Origin of the sequence: Bartonella japonica (assembly GCF_040545385.1) — a bacterium.
Lineage (GTDB): Bacteria > Pseudomonadota > Alphaproteobacteria > Rhizobiales > Rhizobiaceae > Bartonella > Bartonella japonica.
The window spans coordinates 1-20,172 of sequence record NZ_JBEPLT010000001.1; the positions used below are offsets into that span (position 1 = coordinate 1).

The window sequence follows — 20,172 nt, forward strand, 5'->3', positions numbered from 1 at the left end:
TCTCAGCAACCTCTGGTGTCTCTAAGGGCACCTCTGGTGTAACCTTCTCAGCAACCTCTGGCTTCTCTAAGGGCACCTCTGGTGTAACCTTCTCAAAAATATCTTCCACTTTTGTTTTAGAGAATTCTTGTTTTTCAAAGAGTGTGGAAGATTCCTCTGGTGTTTTCTTTTCCCCTGATAGCGAAGAGGTTGTTTCAACGAGCTTTGGTTTTTCGTTTGGTTTGAAGGGTGCTATGCTATCTATCTTTCCCTCCCCAACATGATGTGCTTCTTCTTTTTCTTGTGGTTTAATTGTTGGTTTTTCTGATGGAATCGCACGCACAGGAACGTTTAACGCACCTCGTTGAGAGGCAAATTCTTGAGATAAAGGAGCAAAAGTGATCGGAATAGCTTCCAACGGTTGTGGTAAAGAAACGGAACTGGTAAAGTGAAAAGCGCCCCAAATGAGAAAAATCGCATGCACTGTAAGGGATAAAGCCAAGCCTCGTTTTATACTATGATAAGAGTCTTTGTTCATCTCCATACCTTGTGTTTTTTATTTTTGAGGACTGTTTGTTATTTTGCATGCAATATATGATAGGTTTATAATAATCTTATTGTACGAGACTTGCTAAAGCAACTTGTGAAAAACCTGCTTTTTGAAGTTCGGCAAGCAGCTGTAACACTTTTTGATATTCAACAGTTTTATCGGCACGTACAAAAATACGTTGGTTTTTTTGTTCAGGGTCTATTTCCAATTGAGCTTTAAGTTGTGCAATCAAAGCTTCAGATGTATCGTAATAATCTTGATTAATGGCCAGACGTCCCAAAGCATCAAGTGAAACTGTGAGAGGCGTGCTCTGCGCACGCACGGGTCCGGCTTGACTACTAGGCAAATCAAGAGGGACACCATTGACCAAGAGTGGAGCAGAAACCATAAAAATGATCAACAACACCAGCATAACATCAACAAATGGTGTAACATTAATCTCGCTCATCAGTTGGTTATGTGAGCGATGTCGTCTGCGTGTTTTTTTGTGAGAAGAAGTAACAGAAATTCCCATAAAATTCTTCCCTTATAATGATGGATGAGATGTACGTGTCTCATCAATACGCCGTGACACAATTGTAGAAAATTCATCAGCGAAGTTTTCTATTTGTGCAATAATTTTTGCACTTTCATTGATCAATTTGTTATAGGCAATCACTGCTGGAATTGCTGCAAATAAACCGATGGCAGTTGCTAAAAGTGCTTCAGCAATACCTGGAGCAACAACTGCAAGCGAAGTGTTTTGAGAAGCTGAAATAGAAAGGAATGACCCCATAATACCAACGACCGTTCCAAAAAGTCCGATAAAAGGTCCTGCGGATCCAAGTGTTGCAAGAAAACCTAATTGTGATTCTATTTTTGCACTTTCACGCACCAAAGTCAGATCCATAGCCTTATCAATTCTGCTCTGCAAACTGAGTGATGCATGAATTCCTTTTTGAAGGGATTTTTGCCACTCGCCCATTGCAGCCATAAAAACTGCAGATATGCTACAGGTGCGCTGTTTTTTACACGCTGCGTAAAGGTCTTCTAAAGGTCTTCCTGACCAAAATGTATGTTCAAATTGTTTTATTTCGCGCCATATTCTCCGGTAAGTAAAGATTTTATCAAAAATAATTGCCCAGCTCCATACAGATGCTAACAGCAATCCAACCATAACAACTTTAACAACCAATCCCGCTTGCATAAATAAGCGTAACATTCCAATTGCTTCTGGATTCGTTAGTTCTATATGCGGCATAATTTTTGTCTTTCTAAGTAAAAAAGTATCCTTGTAACAATTTAATAAAGCAAATTGTTTTATAGTTTCTAAATTTAAGAAAAAACTCGTTTCTCTTCAGCAAAGAGTTTATATACTATCCACTTTGTTAAACAAAGTATACTTTTTAAACGGAAATTATTGCAAAAAGTCCTTTAGGTAAACGTCGTGGTTTTCCTGTTTCATTAATAAGAGCAATTTCAACTTTTGCTGTTACCAACAAAATATCCTCACATAAAATACATTGTTCCATAAAAAAACGTGCCCCTTGAATGTGAGTAATCCGCGTTTTGAGTGTTAAAAGATTATCGATTTGTGCTGGTCGTAAAAAGTTGATCTCCATATGACGTACAACAAAAAACAGTTTTTCACCCTCAACACCGGCTACCAACATCTCGTTGTTAAAACCTATATCCCGTAAAAATTCTGAACGTCCCCGTTCAAGAAACTCCAAATAGCGCGCATGGTAAACCACACCAGAAAAGTCTGTATCAGCAACATAAACGCGTACCTGAAAATCATGAAAACTGTTTGTATGATTGCTCTTTAAAGAAGATTTTTTAGTCATCTGATGTCTCATAAAATCATTTGGTGAAGTGATTGCTCTTGAACATCGAGCAATTAACTGCATTTTTATGTTGAAATCGTGAAAAACGTAACGCTAAGTCCTAAATGGCTCTAGGCTTTTTGGATAAACATTCACTCACGCAATATTTTTTCTCTGTAAGATACAGATGATCTTTTGAAGAGGATATATCAGTTATCATCTTCCTCCCATAAAGTTGTTTGGTGGGATGAAGAGTCTTGGCTATCATATATACGTTTTTGTGCTGAAGTCGTGGAGACTGGAGCGCAAAGCCCTAAATGGCTCCAAGCCTTTTGAGTAAGCATTCTTCCACGAGCGGTACGCTGAATAAAACCTTGTTGAAGAAGATAAGGCTCAACAATATCTTCAATGGCATCACGGGGTTCTGAGAGAACCGCTGCAATTGTTTCAATCCCCACCGGTCCACCTAAGAAAGTTTCAGCAATGAGTAACAAATAGCGATGGTCAAGTGGATCAAGCCCCAGATGATCCACTTCCAAACGAGAGAGTGCTTCATCGGCAATGGTACGATCAATTTTTTTTGCCCCTTTAACCAAAGCAAAGTCACAAACCCGCCGTAAAAGCCTTCCAGCAATCCGCGGAGTCCCGCGTGCCCGACGCGCAATTTCATGGGCACCATCATCACTCATTTGTACCGAAAAAAGACGAGCATTACGCTGAACGATATATTTTAATTCCTCTATGGTATAAAAGTTTAACCGAATTGGAATACCAAAACGGTCTCGTAATGGTGTGGTCAACAGCCCTAATCGCGTCGTTGCTGCTACCAAAGTAAATTGAGCAAGATCAATCTTCACCGACCGTGCTGCAGGACCTTCACCAATGATAAGATCGAGCTGATAATCTTCCATAGCAGGATAAAGAATTTCTTCAATTGCTGGACTTAAACGATGAATTTCATCAATAAAAAGGACATCACGCTCTTCTAGATTAGTTAAAAGGGCTGCCAAATCTCCTGCTTTTGCGATAACCGGACCTGAAGTGGAACGAAAATTAACGCCTAATTCTTTGGCCATAATCTGTGAAAGCGTTGTTTTTCCCAAACCAGGTGGTCCGACAAACAAAACATGATCTAGGGCTTCTTGACGTGCTTTTGCTGCTTCAATAAATATTTTCAAATTCGCTCGCGCAGCTTCTTGACCAATAAAATCATCTAGGACTTGTGGTCTCAAAGAACGATCTGGATCGTTAGGAAGGGGAACAGCCCCCAAAAGGCGTTGATTTTCGTCTTTATGCATTATGAACTCATCCTAACTAGGAGGGGAAAGCAATTTGAGGCTATGGCGAATAAGCAGTGCTGAAGAAACATTTTCCTCTTCAAGATCTTTCATCGCTAAAGCAAGAGCACGGGCTGCTTGTTCACGCTCAAAACCAAGCTTGATCAAAGCAGAGAGTGCATCGTTATTGAGCTGATTGGCTCCCTCTACACGAGGAGTGGGAGCAATATGGATCATATTCTCATCAAATGGTAAAGTTTTGCTTTTGAGTTCACCAACAATTCTTTCACTGACTTTTTTACCAACGCCCGGAGCACGACTAATCATCGCAACATCGTTTAATGCAATTGCTTGCGCTAATTCATCTGGTGATAAAGTACCTAAAATTGCCAAGGCAACCTTCGCTCCTACACCAGGAACATTTTGCAGCAGACAAAACCACTCTTGTTCAGCACTTGTAGCAAAACCAAAAAGGCGAATGGAATCTTCACGAACATGTGTTTCAATAAAAAGACTTATACTCTCACCAAGAGCCGGTAAAGAAGGACGCAGCCGATTTGATATAAAAACGACGTACCCCACACCATGAACATCAACAAGTATATGATCATCAAAAAGATGTTCAAGAGTACCTTTTAATTTGCCAATCATGCCATAATCCTCGAACGATGAGAAATACTGCTACGGTGCGTGCTATGGCAAAGAGCAAGTGCGAGAGCATCCGCTGCATCATTGCTGTTAAATTCGGCACGTGGAAGCAGAACTTTTACCATCATATGAATTTGCTCTTTTGTGCCATGCCCAACACCAATAACCGATTTTTTTACTTTATTTGGAGCATATTCAAAAACTGGAAGGTTTGCTTGTGCTGGAACAAGCAATGCAATAGCACGCGCTTGACCAAGTTTTAAAGTTGCCGTAGCATCTTTGTTAACAAACACATGTTCTACAGCAGCTTCATGAGGCATAAATTGGTGCATAATCTGTGAAAGCCCCTTATAAAGCTGACATAACCTAGAAGCAAGATCACACCGTACATCAGAAGAAAGCGTTCCTGCTGCAATAAATTGAAGACGATTACCGGAGAGATCAATAACACCCCATCCTGTATGCCGTAATCCTGGATCAATGCCTATAATACGAATTGTCTCTGCCATAAATCAAAGTCTATCTATTTTCCCACACTTGCATAAGATTTCCCGCACTTGCATAAGAGACCGATAACACCCCATCCTTGATGCCATAATCTGAGACCAATGACTATAATACAAATTGTCTCTATCATAAAACAAGCCTATCTGTTTTTTCTGCGCTTGAACAGAGACGACGTAGCACAACAAATAAAGGAAAGAATACAAAATAACAAACCAAGGAGATAGATAAAAATTCGTTCGATAGAAGAAGCATACGGCCAAATGGAAAAGAAACAAGATCAAAATTTTCTAAGAACGCCCAAATGCTGTTTTAAGTAATTCAATTTGTTTTCCCACTGGATTATCCTCCTCCAAGACTTGAGAAGATCGCTCTTCTTTACCAGTACGCATATATTGCATACGTGCTTCCAGACGAAGTGAATGAGCAACAAAATTACGAAAAACTTCTGGCAACTCTTGCCAATGCGGGCTTTCTCGTTCCAATGTTGGTGTATGAAGCGATATTTTTGCTATTTCTTTTTGTATTTGTTCTGGTGACATTTCCCCGTCACGCTCAGCACGAAGCAGAAGCAATTGAGAGGCAATTTGCATAAGCCGCGTACTTAAATACATAGCTTCTTTTGCATAAGTTGCAGAAATCTCTGTTGAGAGAGAACGTGCTGCTAGTTTCCCTTCTGTATCGATATAGGTTGCTGTTTCTTCAATCAACGTCATCGTTTCTTCATAGAGACGATTAAAAGCAATTTCAAAAGCATTATGCTCAATCATAATGATAGGCTCATCATCATAAGGATGTTTATATACGCTCACGCTTTTATACTCCAAATACCAGCACAAAAATTATGACACTCAACGAAGTAAGGGTTAAAAAGTTTCTTTGTTCTGCTGTGTAAAATACTTTTTATTGAGTACCTCTTTTAAAACTTTTGTGCAATGTGCTTCTCACACTAAGGTTAACGTGTCAAAAGCACGAAATCACAGACTAACAGACCTCCTTCTGAGAGGGTTTCTTTGAAAAAACTGCTGAAAAAATGGACGTTTTTCATAATAATAGGCAACCCCAAACTGCGTAGCAATACCACTTATGATGAGGATGCTATCGAAAAAAAACGTCTCCACCATCACTGTTTTTACAATTTGTCCAAACATAGCAAAAAGAGTCCCTGTGATGAAGACAGGTAAAGTGTGTTTTCCTAGAATTGCTAAGGGATTCTGTTTGGAGACATGAAACAATTTATGCAAGCTAGGCAAGCAAAGGATGAATACTGATAAGGCAATGATATGCAGCAAACGTGGCACACTTAAAAAGGTTTTATTAAAATTAAACAGCGGAGAAGACCATCCAAGCCATTGCAACACCCCCCACCAATCTAAACGAACCCATAACAGAGAAAGCAAAAGATAAGCCCCTGAAAAAACAATCCAAAAAGGCTTAAAAGCGATTGTTTTTCCTTGTTTAAGAGATAAAGTGCTGATCAACCCTATGACAAATAAAAACTGCCAAGATAAAGGGTTCAAAAACCACTTCCCCTGTAAAGGATAAGAAGAGGGAGCAATTTCATAAAATCCGCAGATCAGATAGAGCATGAATGAGCTTAAAAGCAGAAGATTTTTTTGTTTACACCATAAATAAAGTGCAAAAGGTGCAAAGAGCATCAAAAAAATATAAAGCGGAAGAATATTATTATATCCTAATTGATGCCCAAAAGTTAAGGTGCTAAAGAATGCAACAAAGGGCTGTGTGAAAAATAACCCCACATTGTTCATCGATAAAAGTTCTTCTGCATTCCACAATGAGAAAGCCCCTAAAAAAAGGCTTAAAGTTGCAAAAGTTGTGAAAAGATATGCCCCATAAAGCTGAAAAGCTCTCTTCCAGAATTTGCGTACAATGAAAATAAAAGACTCCTGATGCAAACGAGCATGAAAACTGAGCCCAAGAGAAACACCTGAAAGCAAAACAAAAACTTCTGCTGAATCAGAAAAACCAAAGTTTCTATGTGTTATATTTTCGTATAACGTTCCAGGAATATGGTTGATGAAAATCGTCAATAGGGCTAAAGAACGAAAAACATCAATGCGTGTATCGCGATGAGAAAGATGTGTGTTATGATGAAGAATACCTTGGCACCCCATAAACGAACCCTCACAAATCGCAAAACGGCTATTTACCGCAGCTAAAGCGATTTTATAGGATGAAGCTTTAACTTTTAAGAGTCAAGTTTCTTTTTAAGATTCAAGGATTTTTTTATGACACCACAAAAGAATAAACCGCTTGTTTCCCATTCTTTTCCTCAATTGGTTTTAACATTTGATGTCCGACGTGTTTTATCTCCCACCTTTTTGCACCAAATTTTGCAAACGAAGTCTTTTGTCTGCGTTATCCTCTATGATTCCCAAGGGTTGAAGGATGATGGAGTTTTTTTACAACAACAAGCAAAAATTTATGGAGAAGATATTCAGCGTCATGATGCGGCCCTTCTCGTTGCTGCTGACAATCGCATTGCTGAACGGATCAAGGCTGATGGTTTTCATATAGAGAATGATCTTAACACTCTCAAATATCTTGATACTCAGAAAAAAGGACAAAAAATTATAGGCTTTGGAAATTTGCGCAATCGCCATAGTGCGATGATTGCTGGAGAAGCGAATGTTGATTATTTATTATTTGGTAAATTAGGTTTTGATAAAAAGCCACACGCTCACCCCCGCAATATCCAGCTAGCACAATGGTGGGCAGAAGTTATGGAAATTCCTGCGATTATTCAAGCAGGAAGTGATTTTGCAACTTTTGATGAGGTTGTGCAAACCGCATGTGAGTTTATAGCCGTTGAAGAAATCATTTTTGCACATGATAATCCTTTTCTTCTGCTTGAAATGATGAAAGAAAAATGTGAAAGCTTTTTCCTGTAATTAATAGAGAGAACATTCAATGATTAAAAGTTTTAGGATTCTTATTCTGGTCGTTATTTGGCTTGCAAGTCGTGTTGTAAGTTTTGCTGAAACTTCTGATGGATCCTTAAACCTTGAACGCTCTTTCAATACCATTCAAAACGATTCAAACAGTGAAGAAAATTTCCAGCCCTTACAAGCTGGACAATATGACCAAGCTTATGATTATTACCTTCAAGGTTATTATTTGAAAGCCTTTCGTGAAGCGCTCAAGCGTGCCGAAAAAAATGATCCTTTTGCACAAACTCTTGTGGCACGAATTTATATAGAAGGCTGTGCTGTTCCATCTGATGGTGCGCGCGCTGCTTTGTGGTTTGGACGAGCTGCAAAACAAGGTGAACCACAAGCACAACTACGCTATGGGCTTATGTTATTTGATGGTCATTTTATTACACAAAATCAGGAACTTGGTGAACAATTTATTCGAAAAGCTGTAGACGCTGGCGTAAAAGAAGCCTATTTCTATTATGGACGATTAGTTCTTTACAAAGCTGAACGTGAAAAACAAGTGCTTGCAGGTGTTCATTCACCAAACCGTGAAAATGAGGCAATAGAACAAGCATTAAAGTGGTTCCTCAAAGGTGCTGCTCTTGGAGATGCGGAAGCTGCTTTTTCTGCTGCAAAAATCCTTTCTTCAGGAACTTTAACACGACCAAAAGATGACCGCAATGCGCGTCGACTCATGGAAATTGCTTCTCAAAGCAACCATTATATGGCACAGATCCTTTTGGCACAATGGCTTACACAAGGGCGTGGAGGAGACACAGATTTTCAACGTGCTTTTGATTTGCTTCTGCGCAATGCCATGAATATGATTCCACACGCACAAATTTGTCTTGCGAGACTTTATCGGGATGGTATAGGCACACAAGGTGATATAATCATGGCAGCAGCTTGGTATATGCTTGCAAAAGAAGCGAAAATGCAAGCCTCTGATCTTGAAATAATGCTCCAAGGTATGGACGATACACAATTGGAAAAAGCACACAAAGAAGCAGTAAAACTTCTTCCTATTTTTTGAAAAAACGTGAAAAAAATGAAAAAAGAAATTCCACTAAAGATCCCTATACAAATCCCCACAAAAATCTTTGTGCAAATTTTTAAAATGCTTGCTTCTTAGCTTTTTTTATGATCTTGCAAAGAATTAGAAAACAAGAATAACTAAAAATTCTTTGGTGGGAATCCTTTACTGGGTTTTTCTCTTTGTTATAAGAAAACCTAACAGTGAAGACAGCTAAAGAGCATTCTGTAAAGACCAAGAGAAAATCTGCTGTAAAAACAACAAGAGAACTCATCAGCAGAAAAAATGACATAACAGAGCTCATCGCAAAGACAAAAGGAAAGCAATACAAAAAGAAAGCAGTAATTGTAAGAACAACAATAACTGTAAGAACAAAAAGAGAGATTTTTTTGTGAAAATAGAATTGGATATAAACGATGAAGATTAATGGCAATGAAATTCGACCTGGTAATGTGATCGAACACCAAGGAAGTTTATGGGTGGCTGTTAAATGCAATGCTGTAAAGCCGGGAAAAGGCGGTGCATTTAATCAAGTCGAAATGAAAAATTTGATTGATGGAACAAAGCTCAATGAACGATTTCGGGCCTCAGAAACGGTTGAGAAGGTCCGTCTTGAACAAAAAGATTTCACGTTTCTTTATGAACAAAATGATGTTTTAATCTTTATGGATTCACAATCCTATGAGCAACTTGAATTGCAAAAAGATTTTGTTGGTGAACGTGCTGCTTTTCTACAAGATGGTATGACTGTAACCGTTGAACTTTATCAAGAAAAGCCCATTGGCATATCGCTTCCTGATCAAGTTACTGTGGAAATTTCTGAAGCGGATCCTGCCATTAAGGGACAAACGGTCACAGCGTCTTACAAGCCTGCAATTCTTGAAAATGGCATTCGCATTCTTGTGCCTCCTTTTATTAATGCTGGTGAACGTGTCATTGTCGATACCAACGATTTGGTTTATTTGCGTCGTGCGAATGAAAAGGATAAATAAAGGAATAAAAGATGGCACATTCTGCAATCATGAATGTCATGGTGCAAGCTGCAATGAAAGCTGGACGCTCGCTGGTGCGTGATTATGGCGAAGTGCAAAATTTGCAAGTATCTTTGAAAGGTCCCTCCGATTACGTAAGTCAAGCGGATCGCAAAGCTGAGAAAATTATTTTCAGTGAATTGAGCAAAGCACGTCCTAAATTTGGGTTTTTGATGGAAGAATCTGAAGAAATTATTGGGGAGGATTCTCAACATCGTTTTATTGTTGATCCTTTGGATGGCACAACAAACTTTCTCCATGGTATTCCTTTTTTTGCTGTTTCCATTGCCTTAGAGAGTCAAGGAAAAATTGTTTCTGGTGTAATTTATAATCCCGTAAGTGATGAGCTCTTTACTGCTGAACGCGGTGGAGGTGCTTTTTTTAATGACAGGCGCTGTCGCGTTTCTGCCCGAAGAAGATTAGAAGATTGTGTCATTGCAACAGGTATGCCGCATTTGGGACGCCCAAATCATGGAACATATTTGATTGAATTGCGCAATGTAATGGCGGAAGTTGCTGGATTGCGCCGTTTTGGAGCTGCTGCTCTTGATTTAGCTTATGTTGCTGCTGGGAGAACAGATGGGTTCTGGGAAGATAATCTGCAAATTTGGGATATGGCTGCTGGAATATTGATGGTTCGTGAGGCGGGTGGTTTTGTGACTGATAAAGAAGGTGGCAACGATATCTTTCGCAAAAAAAATATCATTGCTAGCAATGAGCATATTCGCATGAAATTAGAAAAAACCCTCAAAAAAGGCATTTGATTTTCAAAATATGTAAGAAAGACGTTCTGAATTATCATATATGATGCGGTTTTTCTTAAAGGCTCAATTGGCTAACCTCCATAGTGGAAAAGCCCCCTTTAGCCAATAGCTCCTTAACCAATATGTTAAGTATAAATTCCAAAGAAGGGATGAATAGAAATTTCCTTTTTACATCTTCTATCGTTCCTTCTATGAGATTGATGCTTACATTCTTTCTTTTATCAATGGATAGATTTTAGAATTCAATCGCGATCAGTCCAAGATTTCATGCATTCCGATAAAAGATACCTCCAAATTTTACTGCAATTACTGCTTCAATATCTTTCACCAACACTAAACTTACAGCCTTCTCGCGAAACCACCAATCCCAAACATTCCTCCAAACATCCATTGCATATTCCATTGCAAAAGATGAGAGCACCCTTTTATGTGAAGAAATCTCAGATCTTCCACAACACTCCTTATACCTAAAAACATCTAATCTCTATAAATAAAAGCGCCTAATCTCTATTGTTAATCGCAAGTTTCTTAAACTAGGTTTTTTCACATAAGAATGCTTCTATTTATAACGATGTTTCACCATCAATGACCATCAATTATTCAGATGCAAATTGTAGTTTGGCTAAATAAGCATAGATCCCATTTCGTGCGATGAGTTCTGCATGTGTTCCCTCTTCAACAAGAACACCTTTATCCATCACAAGAATACGATCCGCTTTTAAAATTGTTGCTAAACGGTGTGCAATCACCAAAGTTGTTCGATTTTTCATCAACCCTTCTAAGGCTTCTTGCACCAACTTTTCACTGTTTGCATCTAAAGCTGATGTTGCTTCATCAAGCAGTAACAGAGGAGCATTTCTTAAAATCGCACGTGCGATACCAATGCGTTGCTTTTGCCCACCAGAAAGCATAGTACCGCGTTCTCCCACTTCAGTATCAAAGCCATTTGGTAAAGCTTTAATAAATTCGAGTGCGTTCGCTGTTTTGGCAGCAGCGATGATTTGCTCTTCATGGGTATTTTCTGTACCAAAAATAATATTATCGCGTACTGTTCCATCAAAAATAGCGACTTCTTGTGGTACATAGGAAATTGCATTCCGTAAATCTTGGAGAGAAAGGTGATCAATCTCCACACCATCAAAGCGGATTTTTCCGTTTGTTGGGTCATAAAAACGAAGGATCAAAGAAAAGAGAGTGCTTTTTCCTGCTCCAGAAGCACCAACAAAAGCCACAGTTTCGCCTGCTTTGACAGAAAAAGAAAGAGAGTGCAAAATTTTTTCTTGTGGTCTGGAAGGATAAGTAAAATCAACCTGATCAAAAACAATTTCCCCCTGAACAGGTTTTTCCATCCGTAACGGCACTTTTGGATCTAAAATAGTGGGTTGCTCTTTCAACAATTCGGCAATCCGTTCAGCTGCCCCTGCTGTTTGTATTAATTCTGCTCCCAATTCTGATAATTGAGCAAAGGTTGAAGCTCCAAAAACTGCATAAAGGACAAATTGACCTAATGTTCCGCCTGTCATAGTGCCATTCAAAACATCTCGGGATCCAATCCATAAGACAGCCACCACACTACCAAAAATCAAAAAAATTGCAAAACCAGTAAAAAAGGAACGTAAGATCACAGAATCCCGTGCTGTTTGAAAAGCACGTTCTATCAACTGTGAGAAACGCTTAGACACAAGTTTTTCCGCTGTAAAAGCCTGTACAGTGCGAATAGCACTGATCTGTTCTGTTGCCAAAGCATTGGCATCAGCTAAACGATCTTGCGCAGCGCGTGTCCGTGTCCGTACTTTGCGCCCAAAGACAACCAAGGGTATAGCCACAAAGGGAATAGAAAGCAAAACAAGCAAAGACAATTTAGCATTGGTGATAACCATCATCACGATTGCTCCAATCACCACAATCAGATGACGCAAAGCCGTCGAGGCCGTTGATCCAACAGCTAATTTTATTTGCGTTGTATCTGTTAAAAGCCGCGAAACAATTTCACCAGAATGAGATTTATCAAAAAAAGCAGGAGAAAGTTTCATGATATGTCCAAACACATCACGTCGTAAATCTGCAACCATCCGTTCTCCTAAAGTGATGACACAATAATAGCGGCAAGAAGAAGCAAGAGCGAGCAGCAAAGCTAAGACAAATAAAATACCAAAATAAAAATTGATATTGCCGTGGCTTGAAATGGAAAAACCATGATCAAGCATCTGACGAATAGCAACGGGCAAAGCCAAAGTAACAAAAGCAGCAACCAACAAGGCAAAAAAGGCAAAGATAAACAACCAACGATAACGTACAAAATAAGGACCAAACGTCGTAAATGAAGAAAATGAAAACCTTGCAGATTTTTCTGATTTTTTAAAGAGATGCATAAAATTTCGCTTATTATATTAGATTGTCTATAAAACGTAAGTTGTCTATAACAGTTAATACAACGATGTAACTTGAACACTTGTTTTTTGATGCATGCTCAGTTATAGAAAGATTACTGTAATTAATTTATCAAAAAGATAAAAGAAACGCACTTAAAAAGTGAACAAGTAGCATTTCATTTTATAGACACAAAAGGTTTGACGCATGAAAGCGAATATTCATCCCAACTATCACAAAATTACCGTTGTTATGACGGATGGGACCAAATATACAACGCGCTCCACTTGGGGAAAAGAAGGAGACGTTCTGAATCTGGATATCGATCCAAGAACTCACCCAGCGTGGACAGGTGGGTCTCAAACAATCGTCGACCGTGGTGGTCGTGTTTCTAAATTTAAGAATCGTTTTGGTGATCTTGGCTTGTAAAAATTTTCTTCTAACTAAAGATTTTTTCTAGCCGTCAAGAGCAGACATACAGTCAAGAACTGTACATTGAAAGAAATTCATCTGCTTTAGAATGGAAAGAGAATATAATTTAATGACTCTTGCCATTGAGACTTTTGATAAAAAACGCTTATAAAATGACAAATGAGATGCCCTGCTTTGAAGCGGGGTTTTTTGCGTATGGCAGAAAAATTAAAGCTGCTCACGCTTATATAAACTGTAATAACACGAAAAAAGAAGAAGCCGCAAAAAACTTCCCTCCAGAAAGAAATGCAATTCCCGGAACAGCAGCTGGGACAGTCTGTTTAAGAACCTGAACAGATCTTTCAGCCACTTCTTCAACAGAAGCGCTGCGGACATTTTTCTCATCAATCACCATATTAGGTTTTAAAATCATACCCTCCAAAAGAACACGCACCTCAAAAACAATGCTTTAAACACAGTGCTTAATACGACTTGTGTAACCTCAAAACAACGCAAAAAAGCACCTTAGAACAGCAGATAAAAGCATCTTTTATACGGCGTTTTCTCTTTTTTTAAGCGCAAGATTTCTCCTGATTTTTTGTCCATTGTCCCAAAGCAGCCAAATGGTTCATGCGTGCACGGTGACAAAAAGCATTTTGTGCAGCAGCAATATTTTCATCTTTTCCAGCCCATGCCTTCAAGGCAGCGGCTTGCAATGCCCGCCCATAAGAAAAGGTCAATTTCCAAGGCAATGCGCCCAAAGCATTCATGGCAGACAAATGCATCGTTGCTTCTTCATCAGACTGCCCTCCAGAAAGAAATGCAATTCCCGGAACAGCAGCTGGGACAGTCTGTTTAAGAACCTGAACAGATCTTTCAGCCACTTCTTCAACAGAAGCGCTGCGGGCATCTTTTCCATCAATCACCATATTAGGTTTTAAAATCATACCCTCCAAAAGAACACGCGCCTCAAACAATTCTTTAAATACAGTGCTTAATACGACTTGTGTAACCTCAAAACAACGCGCAATTGAATGTTGGCGTGATGGTCCATCCATCAACACCTCTGGTTCAACGATCGGCACAATACCTTCTTCCTGACATAAAGCAGCATAACGCGCGAGAGCTTGTGCATTTTGGTTTATAGCGCCTCTTGTTGGAAGAGTATGTTCATCAATAGCAATGACCGCACGCCATTTAGCAAAACGCGCTCCCAATGCATAATAATCTTTTAAACGTTCACGAAGTCCATCTAATCCTTCTGTGATTGTTTCTTTAGGAAAAGCTGCTAATGGTTTGGCTCCAGTATCGACTTTAATACCTGGCAAAGCACCCGCCTCACGAATAAGATCTGTCAACATTTTCCCTGTAGATGCTTTTTGACGAATAGTTTCATCAAATAAGATGACACCAGAAATGGCATTTTCCATAGCTTCTTTTGCCGTAAAAAGCATTTCACGATAGGCACGACGCGTATTTTCACTGGATTCCACACCAATACTTTCAAAACGCTTTCCAATTGTCGCAGTGCTTTCATCTGCTGCCAAAATACCTTTACCCGCATTTACCAAAGCAAGTGCTATCTCTTCAAGACGTTCATTCATAAGCAATTCCTCTTTAATTCTCTTAACTTCCAAAAGTGGACCGCACGGATGAAACACAACCTACAGACCCCACGACCCTATCATTTTTCTTTACACTTTCCCTTCAAATAAAACTTTTAAGCCTGCATGAGAGCGAGAATACCGGGCAAAACTTTGCCTTCCATCCATTCTAAAAAAGCCCCTCCTGCTGTCGAAAGATAAGTAAAATCATTGGCAACACCAGCATGATTAAGCGCAAAAACTGTATCTCCTCCTCCTGCAATGGAAACCAATTTTCCTGCTAAACTGCGTTCTGCTGCATAACGAGCAACAGCAATCGTTCCTTGATCAAAAGGGGGCATTTCAAAAACACCAAGGGGTCCATTCCACACCATAGTAGCAGCCTTATCAATCGCAGCTTTGATATGTGCAATAGAGCGTGTACCGATATCGAGAATCATCCCTCCTTCAGGAATATCTCCGATATCATAGAGACGATGTGGTGCATTTTTTTCAAAACGAAATCCAACAACCGCATCCACTGGGAGCAAAAGCGTACATTGGCATTCTTTCGCTTTTTTAATCACTTTTTTGATTGTTTCCGTAAGCGTATATTCACATAGTGACTTTCCAACCTGCACACCTTGTGCTACCAAAAAGCTATTGGCCATGCCACCACCAATTACCAAATAATCGACCTTTTCAACCAAATGATTGAGCACAAAAAGCTTCGTAGAAACCTTTGCACCTCCAACAAGCGCAATAACTGGATGTGCTGGGTTACCAAGTCCTTTTTCTAGTGCCTGCAATTCTCCCTGCAAAGAACGTCCTGCATAAGAAGGTAATAAATGTGTTATTCCTTCTACCGAAGCATGGGCACGATGAGAGACTGAAAAAGCATCATTAACATAAAGATCTCCATTATGGGCTAAAGCTTCAGAAAAGGAACTCTCATTTTTTTCTTCACCTGAATGAAAGCGGACATTTTCAAGCAATAAAACATCACCGTTTTTCAATGACTCAACCGCTATATGTGCTTCAACGCCGATACAATCTGATGCAAAAGCCACAGGCTGATTGACTATTTTTTCCAACACTTGCACAATAGGACGGAGCGAAAATTCTGGCTCTACCTGTCCTTTTGGGCGCCCACAATGAGAAAGTAAAATAAGCTTAGCACCACGACTTTGAAGTTCGAGCAGTGTTTCTTTGTGCCGTTTAAGACGTGTATCATCACACACCTTGCTGTGCGCCATTGGAACATTAAAATCCACTCGTACCAGAACACGTTTCCCAGCGACATCAACATCATCAAGTGTCCGAAACCCCATTACCGCTTCCTCTCCACTTTCTGTTGTTTCAAATAAACGCACCCACTCAACTTTTTCTCACGCAATCTTCTCTTAATCTTCCACTAAAAAGAACTTACTATGTTCTCTCATCGACCTTTATATTCTTTAACTTCCTCACCGATTTTTTTCAATTTTCATCTCATTTAAGTTTTATTTTTATACAATGAGAAAATTTGTAATATCCCCTTAAATAAAAACCCAATAAAATGCATCACGTCTCACTAAACGACATTTTTCTCACACATTGCACTACTTACCGCCATTTTTTCAAAAAGAACACATCCCTTATATCTTATAGCGCAAAATAGTTTTTGTTGTAAAAAAGAACCATAGATTCTTCTTTTTTATACTGCTTTAGCAAAAGCCACAGCCGTATCAGCCATGCGGTTTGAAAAGCCCCACTCATTATCATACCAAACCAGAACACGGCAAAGCTTGCCATCAATAACTTTTGTTTGATCATTGTGGAAAATAGCTGAATGTGGATTATGATTGAAATCACAACTCACCAGTTTTTCCTCTGTTGTGTCTAAAATTCCCTTGAGTGAACCACATGCAGCGGCAGAAATAGCTGTATTAATTTCTTCAATGGTTGTGGAACGCTGAGCGGTAAATGTAAAATCAACAACAGAAACATTTGGGGTTGGAACACGAATTGACACACCATCGAGCAATCCTTTTAATTCTGGCAAGACCAACCCGACAGCTTTTGCCGCTCCTGTTGAGGTAGGAATCATCGAAAGTGTTGCAGCACGTGCACGATAAAGATCACGATGCATTGTATCCAACACAGGCTGATCACCGGTATAAGAATGGATTGTTGTCATAAATCCCTTTTCGATGCCGATTGCGTTATGCAAAACTTGTGCAACAGGTGCCAAGCAATTGGTTGTACAAGAAGCATTTGAAACAACCTGATGTTCTTTACGCAAAGATTGATGATTCACCCCATAGACCACGGTAAGATCAGCATTTTCTGAAGGCGCAGAAACGAGGACACGCTTTGCCCCAGCATCCAAATGCGCACTTGCTTTATCACGTGCCGTAAAAATGCCTGTACATTCTAAAGCAACATCGATATCCAAAGCCTTCCAAGGCAATTGTGCTGGCTCGCGCTCTGCAAACACCTTGACCAAACCACTCCCGACCTCAATAGCATCACCAACAACCTTAACGTGACCTGGGAAACGCCCATGGACTGAATCGTAGCGCAACAAATGAGCATTGGTTTCCACTGACCCCAAATCATTAACCGCCACAACCTCAATATCTTGTCGTCTACTTTCCACGATAGCGCGCAAAATATTGCGCCCAATACGACCAAACCCATTAATTGCCACGCGAACAGTCATTTTACATTTCCTTTACATTTTTATAGCACAACAAACGGGTATCCATTTATACAATAATACTGCGTTATCCACTGTCACAATTTCAATACCTTGATCAATAATTTTTCACACATGCACACAATATTGCATTCAATATGATTACACCCATTGATTACCATACAAACAATTACTTCATATTTTTTAATAGATCTCTCTAGCACAATAAATGATCATTCATTTACAGCAATTACAAACTATCCACTGCCACAGCATCAATATTTTGATCAATCTCTCTCCACAAATGCAAATAACATTGCATTCAATATGATCACACCCATTGATTACCATACAAACAATTATTTCTTTTTAATAGATCTCTCTAGCACAATAAATGATCATTTATTTACAGCAATTACAAACTATCCACTGCCACAGCATCAATATTTTGATCAATCTCTCTCCACAAATGCAAACAACATTGCATTCAATATGATCACACCCATTGATTACCACACAAACAATTATTTCATATTTTTCTGGTGGATTTTTCCAAGTTCTTTTTCAACGGTATCAACGACATTCTCCCAAGTGATACCGAAATGCGTATAAAGCGCCTCCATTGTTCCACTTGCTCCAAATCCTTCCATACCAATAAACACACCACTACAGCCAATAAAACGTTCCCATCCTTGTTTAACAGCGGCTTCAATGGCAACTTTAATTGGTGCGTGCCCAATAAGAGCCTGCTGATAGGAAAGAGATTGCTGTGTAAAGAGTTCAAAACAAGGTACAGAAACCACACGCGTTGGGATACCTTTTTCTTCTAAGATTGTATGTGCTTTTACCGCAATTTGCACTTCTGAACCAGAAGAAAACAAAGTTACCTGCGCATCATCACTGGCTGTAAGCAATTCATAAGCACCAAGCATACACAGATTTTCATCTTCATATTCTTTACGCACAAGCGGTAAATTTTGCCGGCTCAAAACCAACGTAGAAGGTGTTTTACGTGCCTTTAAAGCCAATTGCCAACACTCCACTGTTTCTATAGCATCAGCAGGACGAAAAACGAGATGATTAGGAAGTCCACGCAAAGAAGCAAGATGCTCCACAGGCTGATGTGTGGGGCCGTCCTCACCAAGACCGATAGAATCATGGGTCATGACATAAATCACGCGCAATCCCATCAAAGAAGATAAGCGCATTGCAGGACGCATATAATCAGAAAAGCATAAAAAGGTTCCCCCATAAGGAATAAATCCACCATAAAGAGCAAGCCCATTCATCACGGCTCCCATTGCATGTTCGCGAATACCATAATGCACATAGCGCCCTGAGAAATCTTCAGCAGAAATACTGTTCATCTGGCTGCTTTTTGTATTATTAGACCCTGTTAAATCTGCAGAACCACCAATGGTTTCTATAATGGTCTCATTGATGACTTCAAGAGCCATTTCTGAAGCTTTACGCGTAGCAACAAGAGGGCGCTTTTCAATGAGTTGCTGTTTATAAGCATCAATAGCGCTATCAAACCCACCCATGAGATCGCCACGCATCAGTCTTTCAAACTCTACCCGTTCTGATACGGGACGTTTTGCCAATTTTTCTTCCCATTTTTGCCGTTTTTTAGCAGCATTAAGTCCAGCCAATCGCCAATCATCCAGCACTTCAGATGGAATAACGAAAGGCTCAGCATCCCAGCCTAAAGCTATACGGGTTTCGGCAATTTCTCGTGGACCTAAAGGAGCCCCATGCACTTTATTTGTTCCCGCTTTATTGGGTGCCCCAAAACCAATCGTTGTTTTACAAGCAATCAAAGTTGGTTTATCGGAATCTTGTGCTGCCTCAATAGCCCTTGCGATTGCGGCTTGATCATGTCCATTGACTTTGTGGGTTTCCCAACCGGATGCTTTAAAACGTGCGATCTGATCTGTACTGTCAGCAAGAGAAATCTCTCCATCGATAGAAATATTATTATCGTCCCACAACACAATCAGTTTATTGAGTTTTAAATGTCCCGCGAGAGAAATTGCTTCTTGAGAAATTCCTTCCATAAGACATCCATCCCCAACCAGCACATAAGTGTAGTGACTGACAAGATCGCCAAACCGAGCATTCTGCAAGCGTTCACCAAGCGCCATTCCCACAGCATTTGCCAATCCTTGTCCAAGAGGTCCAGTGGTTGTTTCGATTCCCGCAACGTGCCCATATTCTGGATGACCTGCAAGCTTTGATCCCAATTGGCGGAAATTTTTAATATCTTCAAGAGAGATATCTTCATAACCAGAAAGATACAGTAAAGCATAAAGCAACATAGACCCGTGCCCAGCTGATAACACAAAACGATCACGGTTAGGCCAACAAGGATTTTTAGGATCATGGGCAAGAAATTTTGTATAAAGAACAGTAGCAATATCTGCTGCTCCCATTGGCAAACCAGGATGACCAGAATTTGCTTTTTCAATTGCATCAATAGCAAGAAAACGGATAGCATGAGCCATCTGATTTTGTTGTTCAGTATTTGTCATGAATGATAGACCATTGTTAAACACGTTATTTTGTTGTTTTTCTCATATTCTCTTAATTTGTTGAGAA

General features: G+C 39.6%; 20 protein-coding genes and 2 pseudogenes. 6 read left to right on the forward strand and 16 right to left on the reverse strand.

The annotated features are described in order from the left end of the window. The 9 genes and pseudogenes from ABID39_RS00005 to ABID39_RS00045 form a co-directional block, all read right to left on the reverse strand. Positions 1–517 (reverse strand): annotated as a pseudogene (locus ABID39_RS00005) (hypothetical protein); the annotation flags it as partial. Between the two features lie 76 nt (positions 518–593). Next, positions 594–1,043 (reverse strand): protein TolR, encoded by a 450-nt coding sequence (gene tolR, locus ABID39_RS00010; RefSeq protein ID WP_354184787.1) that lies wholly within the window; start codon positions 1,041–1,043, stop codon positions 594–596. 12 nt (positions 1,044–1,055) lie between these two features. Next, positions 1,056–1,769 carry a protein TolQ gene (tolQ, locus tag ABID39_RS00015; protein WP_354184789.1) on the reverse strand — a complete coding sequence of 238 codons (714 nt, stop codon included), beginning with the start codon at positions 1,767–1,769 and terminating at the stop codon, positions 1,056–1,058. A gap of 145 nt (positions 1,770–1,914) precedes the next feature. Further along, the gene (gene ybgC, locus ABID39_RS00020) at positions 1,915–2,355 is read right to left on the reverse strand and encodes a tol-pal system-associated acyl-CoA thioesterase (RefSeq protein WP_354184791.1); all 441 of its coding nucleotides are present in this window, start codon (positions 2,353–2,355) and stop codon (positions 1,915–1,917) included. Positions 2,356–2,543: 188 nt separating this feature from the next. After that, entirely contained in the window at positions 2,544–3,632 is a 1,089-nt protein-coding gene (ruvB, locus tag ABID39_RS00025; protein WP_354184793.1) for a Holliday junction branch migration DNA helicase RuvB, read from the reverse strand. 12 nt (positions 3,633–3,644) lie between these two features. Further along, positions 3,645–4,262 carry a Holliday junction branch migration protein RuvA gene (ruvA, locus tag ABID39_RS00030; RefSeq protein WP_354184795.1) on the reverse strand — a complete coding sequence of 206 codons (618 nt, stop codon included), beginning with the start codon at positions 4,260–4,262 and terminating at the stop codon, positions 3,645–3,647. Further along, positions 4,259–4,768: a crossover junction endodeoxyribonuclease RuvC gene (gene ruvC, locus ABID39_RS00035; RefSeq protein ID WP_354184797.1), complete on the reverse strand. Its 510-nt coding sequence runs from the start codon at positions 4,766–4,768 to the stop codon at positions 4,259–4,261. The genes ruvA and ruvC overlap by 4 nt, the downstream gene beginning before the upstream one ends. Before the next feature lie 285 nt (positions 4,769–5,053). Further along, positions 5,054–5,575, reverse strand: coding sequence for a DUF1465 family protein (locus ABID39_RS00040; protein ID WP_354184799.1), 522 nt, complete (start codon positions 5,573–5,575; stop codon positions 5,054–5,056). A 165-nt stretch (positions 5,576–5,740) separates the two neighbouring features. Next, on the reverse strand, positions 5,741–6,898 hold the full coding sequence (locus ABID39_RS00045; RefSeq protein WP_354184801.1) for an OpgC family protein: 1,158 nt from the start codon (positions 6,896–6,898) through the stop codon (positions 5,741–5,743). A gap of 114 nt (positions 6,899–7,012) precedes the next feature. Here ABID39_RS00045 and ABID39_RS00050 point away from each other — a divergent pair, with 114 nt between their 5' ends. The 5 genes from ABID39_RS00050 (at position 7,013) to ABID39_RS00070 (ending at position 10,530) form a co-directional block, all read left to right on the forward strand. Then, entirely contained in the window at positions 7,013–7,675 is a 663-nt protein-coding gene (locus ABID39_RS00050; protein ID WP_354184803.1) for a thiamine phosphate synthase, read from the forward strand. A gap of 19 nt (positions 7,676–7,694) precedes the next feature. Beyond that, a complete protein-coding gene (locus ABID39_RS00055) occupies positions 7,695–8,735 on the forward strand; it encodes a tetratricopeptide repeat protein (RefSeq protein WP_354184805.1) in 1,041 nt (346 codons plus the stop codon). A gap of 203 nt (positions 8,736–8,938) precedes the next feature. Beyond that, positions 8,939–9,130, forward strand: coding sequence for a hypothetical protein (locus tag ABID39_RS00060; RefSeq protein ID WP_354184807.1), 192 nt, complete (start codon positions 8,939–8,941; stop codon positions 9,128–9,130). A gap of 21 nt (positions 9,131–9,151) precedes the next feature. Next, positions 9,152–9,727 (forward strand): elongation factor P, encoded by a 576-nt coding sequence (gene efp / locus ABID39_RS00065; protein ID WP_354184809.1) that lies wholly within the window; start codon positions 9,152–9,154, stop codon positions 9,725–9,727. 11 nt (positions 9,728–9,738) lie between these two features. Then, positions 9,739–10,530, forward strand: a complete 792-nt coding sequence (locus ABID39_RS00070; protein ID WP_354184811.1) for an inositol monophosphatase family protein — start codon at positions 9,739–9,741, stop codon at positions 10,528–10,530. A 265-nt stretch (positions 10,531–10,795) separates the two neighbouring features. On the opposite strand, the gene ABID39_RS00075 is transcribed toward ABID39_RS00070, so the two are convergent. Both ABID39_RS00075 and ABID39_RS00080 read right to left on the reverse strand, forming a co-directional pair. Next, positions 10,796–10,921, reverse strand: coding sequence for a hypothetical protein (locus ABID39_RS00075; RefSeq protein ID WP_354184813.1), 126 nt, complete (start codon positions 10,919–10,921; stop codon positions 10,796–10,798). A 205-nt stretch (positions 10,922–11,126) separates the two neighbouring features. Continuing rightward, positions 11,127–12,902: an ABC transporter transmembrane domain-containing protein gene (locus ABID39_RS00080; protein ID WP_354184815.1), complete on the reverse strand. Its 1,776-nt coding sequence runs from the start codon at positions 12,900–12,902 to the stop codon at positions 11,127–11,129. A gap of 205 nt (positions 12,903–13,107) precedes the next feature. Here ABID39_RS00080 and rpmE point away from each other — a divergent pair, with 205 nt between their 5' ends. Continuing rightward, positions 13,108–13,329 carry a 50S ribosomal protein L31 gene (gene rpmE / locus ABID39_RS00085; RefSeq protein WP_354184817.1) on the forward strand — a complete coding sequence of 74 codons (222 nt, stop codon included), beginning with the start codon at positions 13,108–13,110 and terminating at the stop codon, positions 13,327–13,329. A gap of 271 nt (positions 13,330–13,600) precedes the next feature. Here the strand turns inward: rpmE and ABID39_RS00090 are convergent. From ABID39_RS00090 to tkt, 5 genes and pseudogenes are all read right to left on the reverse strand, one after another. Then, positions 13,601–13,824, reverse strand: a pseudogene (locus ABID39_RS00090) (class I fructose-bisphosphate aldolase); the annotation flags it as partial. A gap of 59 nt (positions 13,825–13,883) precedes the next feature. Continuing rightward, entirely contained in the window at positions 13,884–14,915 is a 1,032-nt protein-coding gene (locus ABID39_RS00095; RefSeq protein WP_354184819.1) for a class I fructose-bisphosphate aldolase, read from the reverse strand. Between the two features lie 116 nt (positions 14,916–15,031). Further along, entirely contained in the window at positions 15,032–16,225 is a 1,194-nt protein-coding gene (locus tag ABID39_RS00100) for a phosphoglycerate kinase (RefSeq protein ID WP_354185361.1), read from the reverse strand. Between the two features lie 365 nt (positions 16,226–16,590). Then, positions 16,591–17,598: a type I glyceraldehyde-3-phosphate dehydrogenase gene (gene gap, locus ABID39_RS00105; RefSeq protein WP_354184821.1), complete on the reverse strand. Its 1,008-nt coding sequence runs from the start codon at positions 17,596–17,598 to the stop codon at positions 16,591–16,593. A gap of 500 nt (positions 17,599–18,098) precedes the next feature. Next, a complete protein-coding gene (gene tkt / locus ABID39_RS00110) occupies positions 18,099–20,105 on the reverse strand; it encodes a transketolase (protein WP_354184823.1) in 2,007 nt (668 codons plus the stop codon). Positions 20,106–20,172 lie beyond the last annotated feature (67 nt).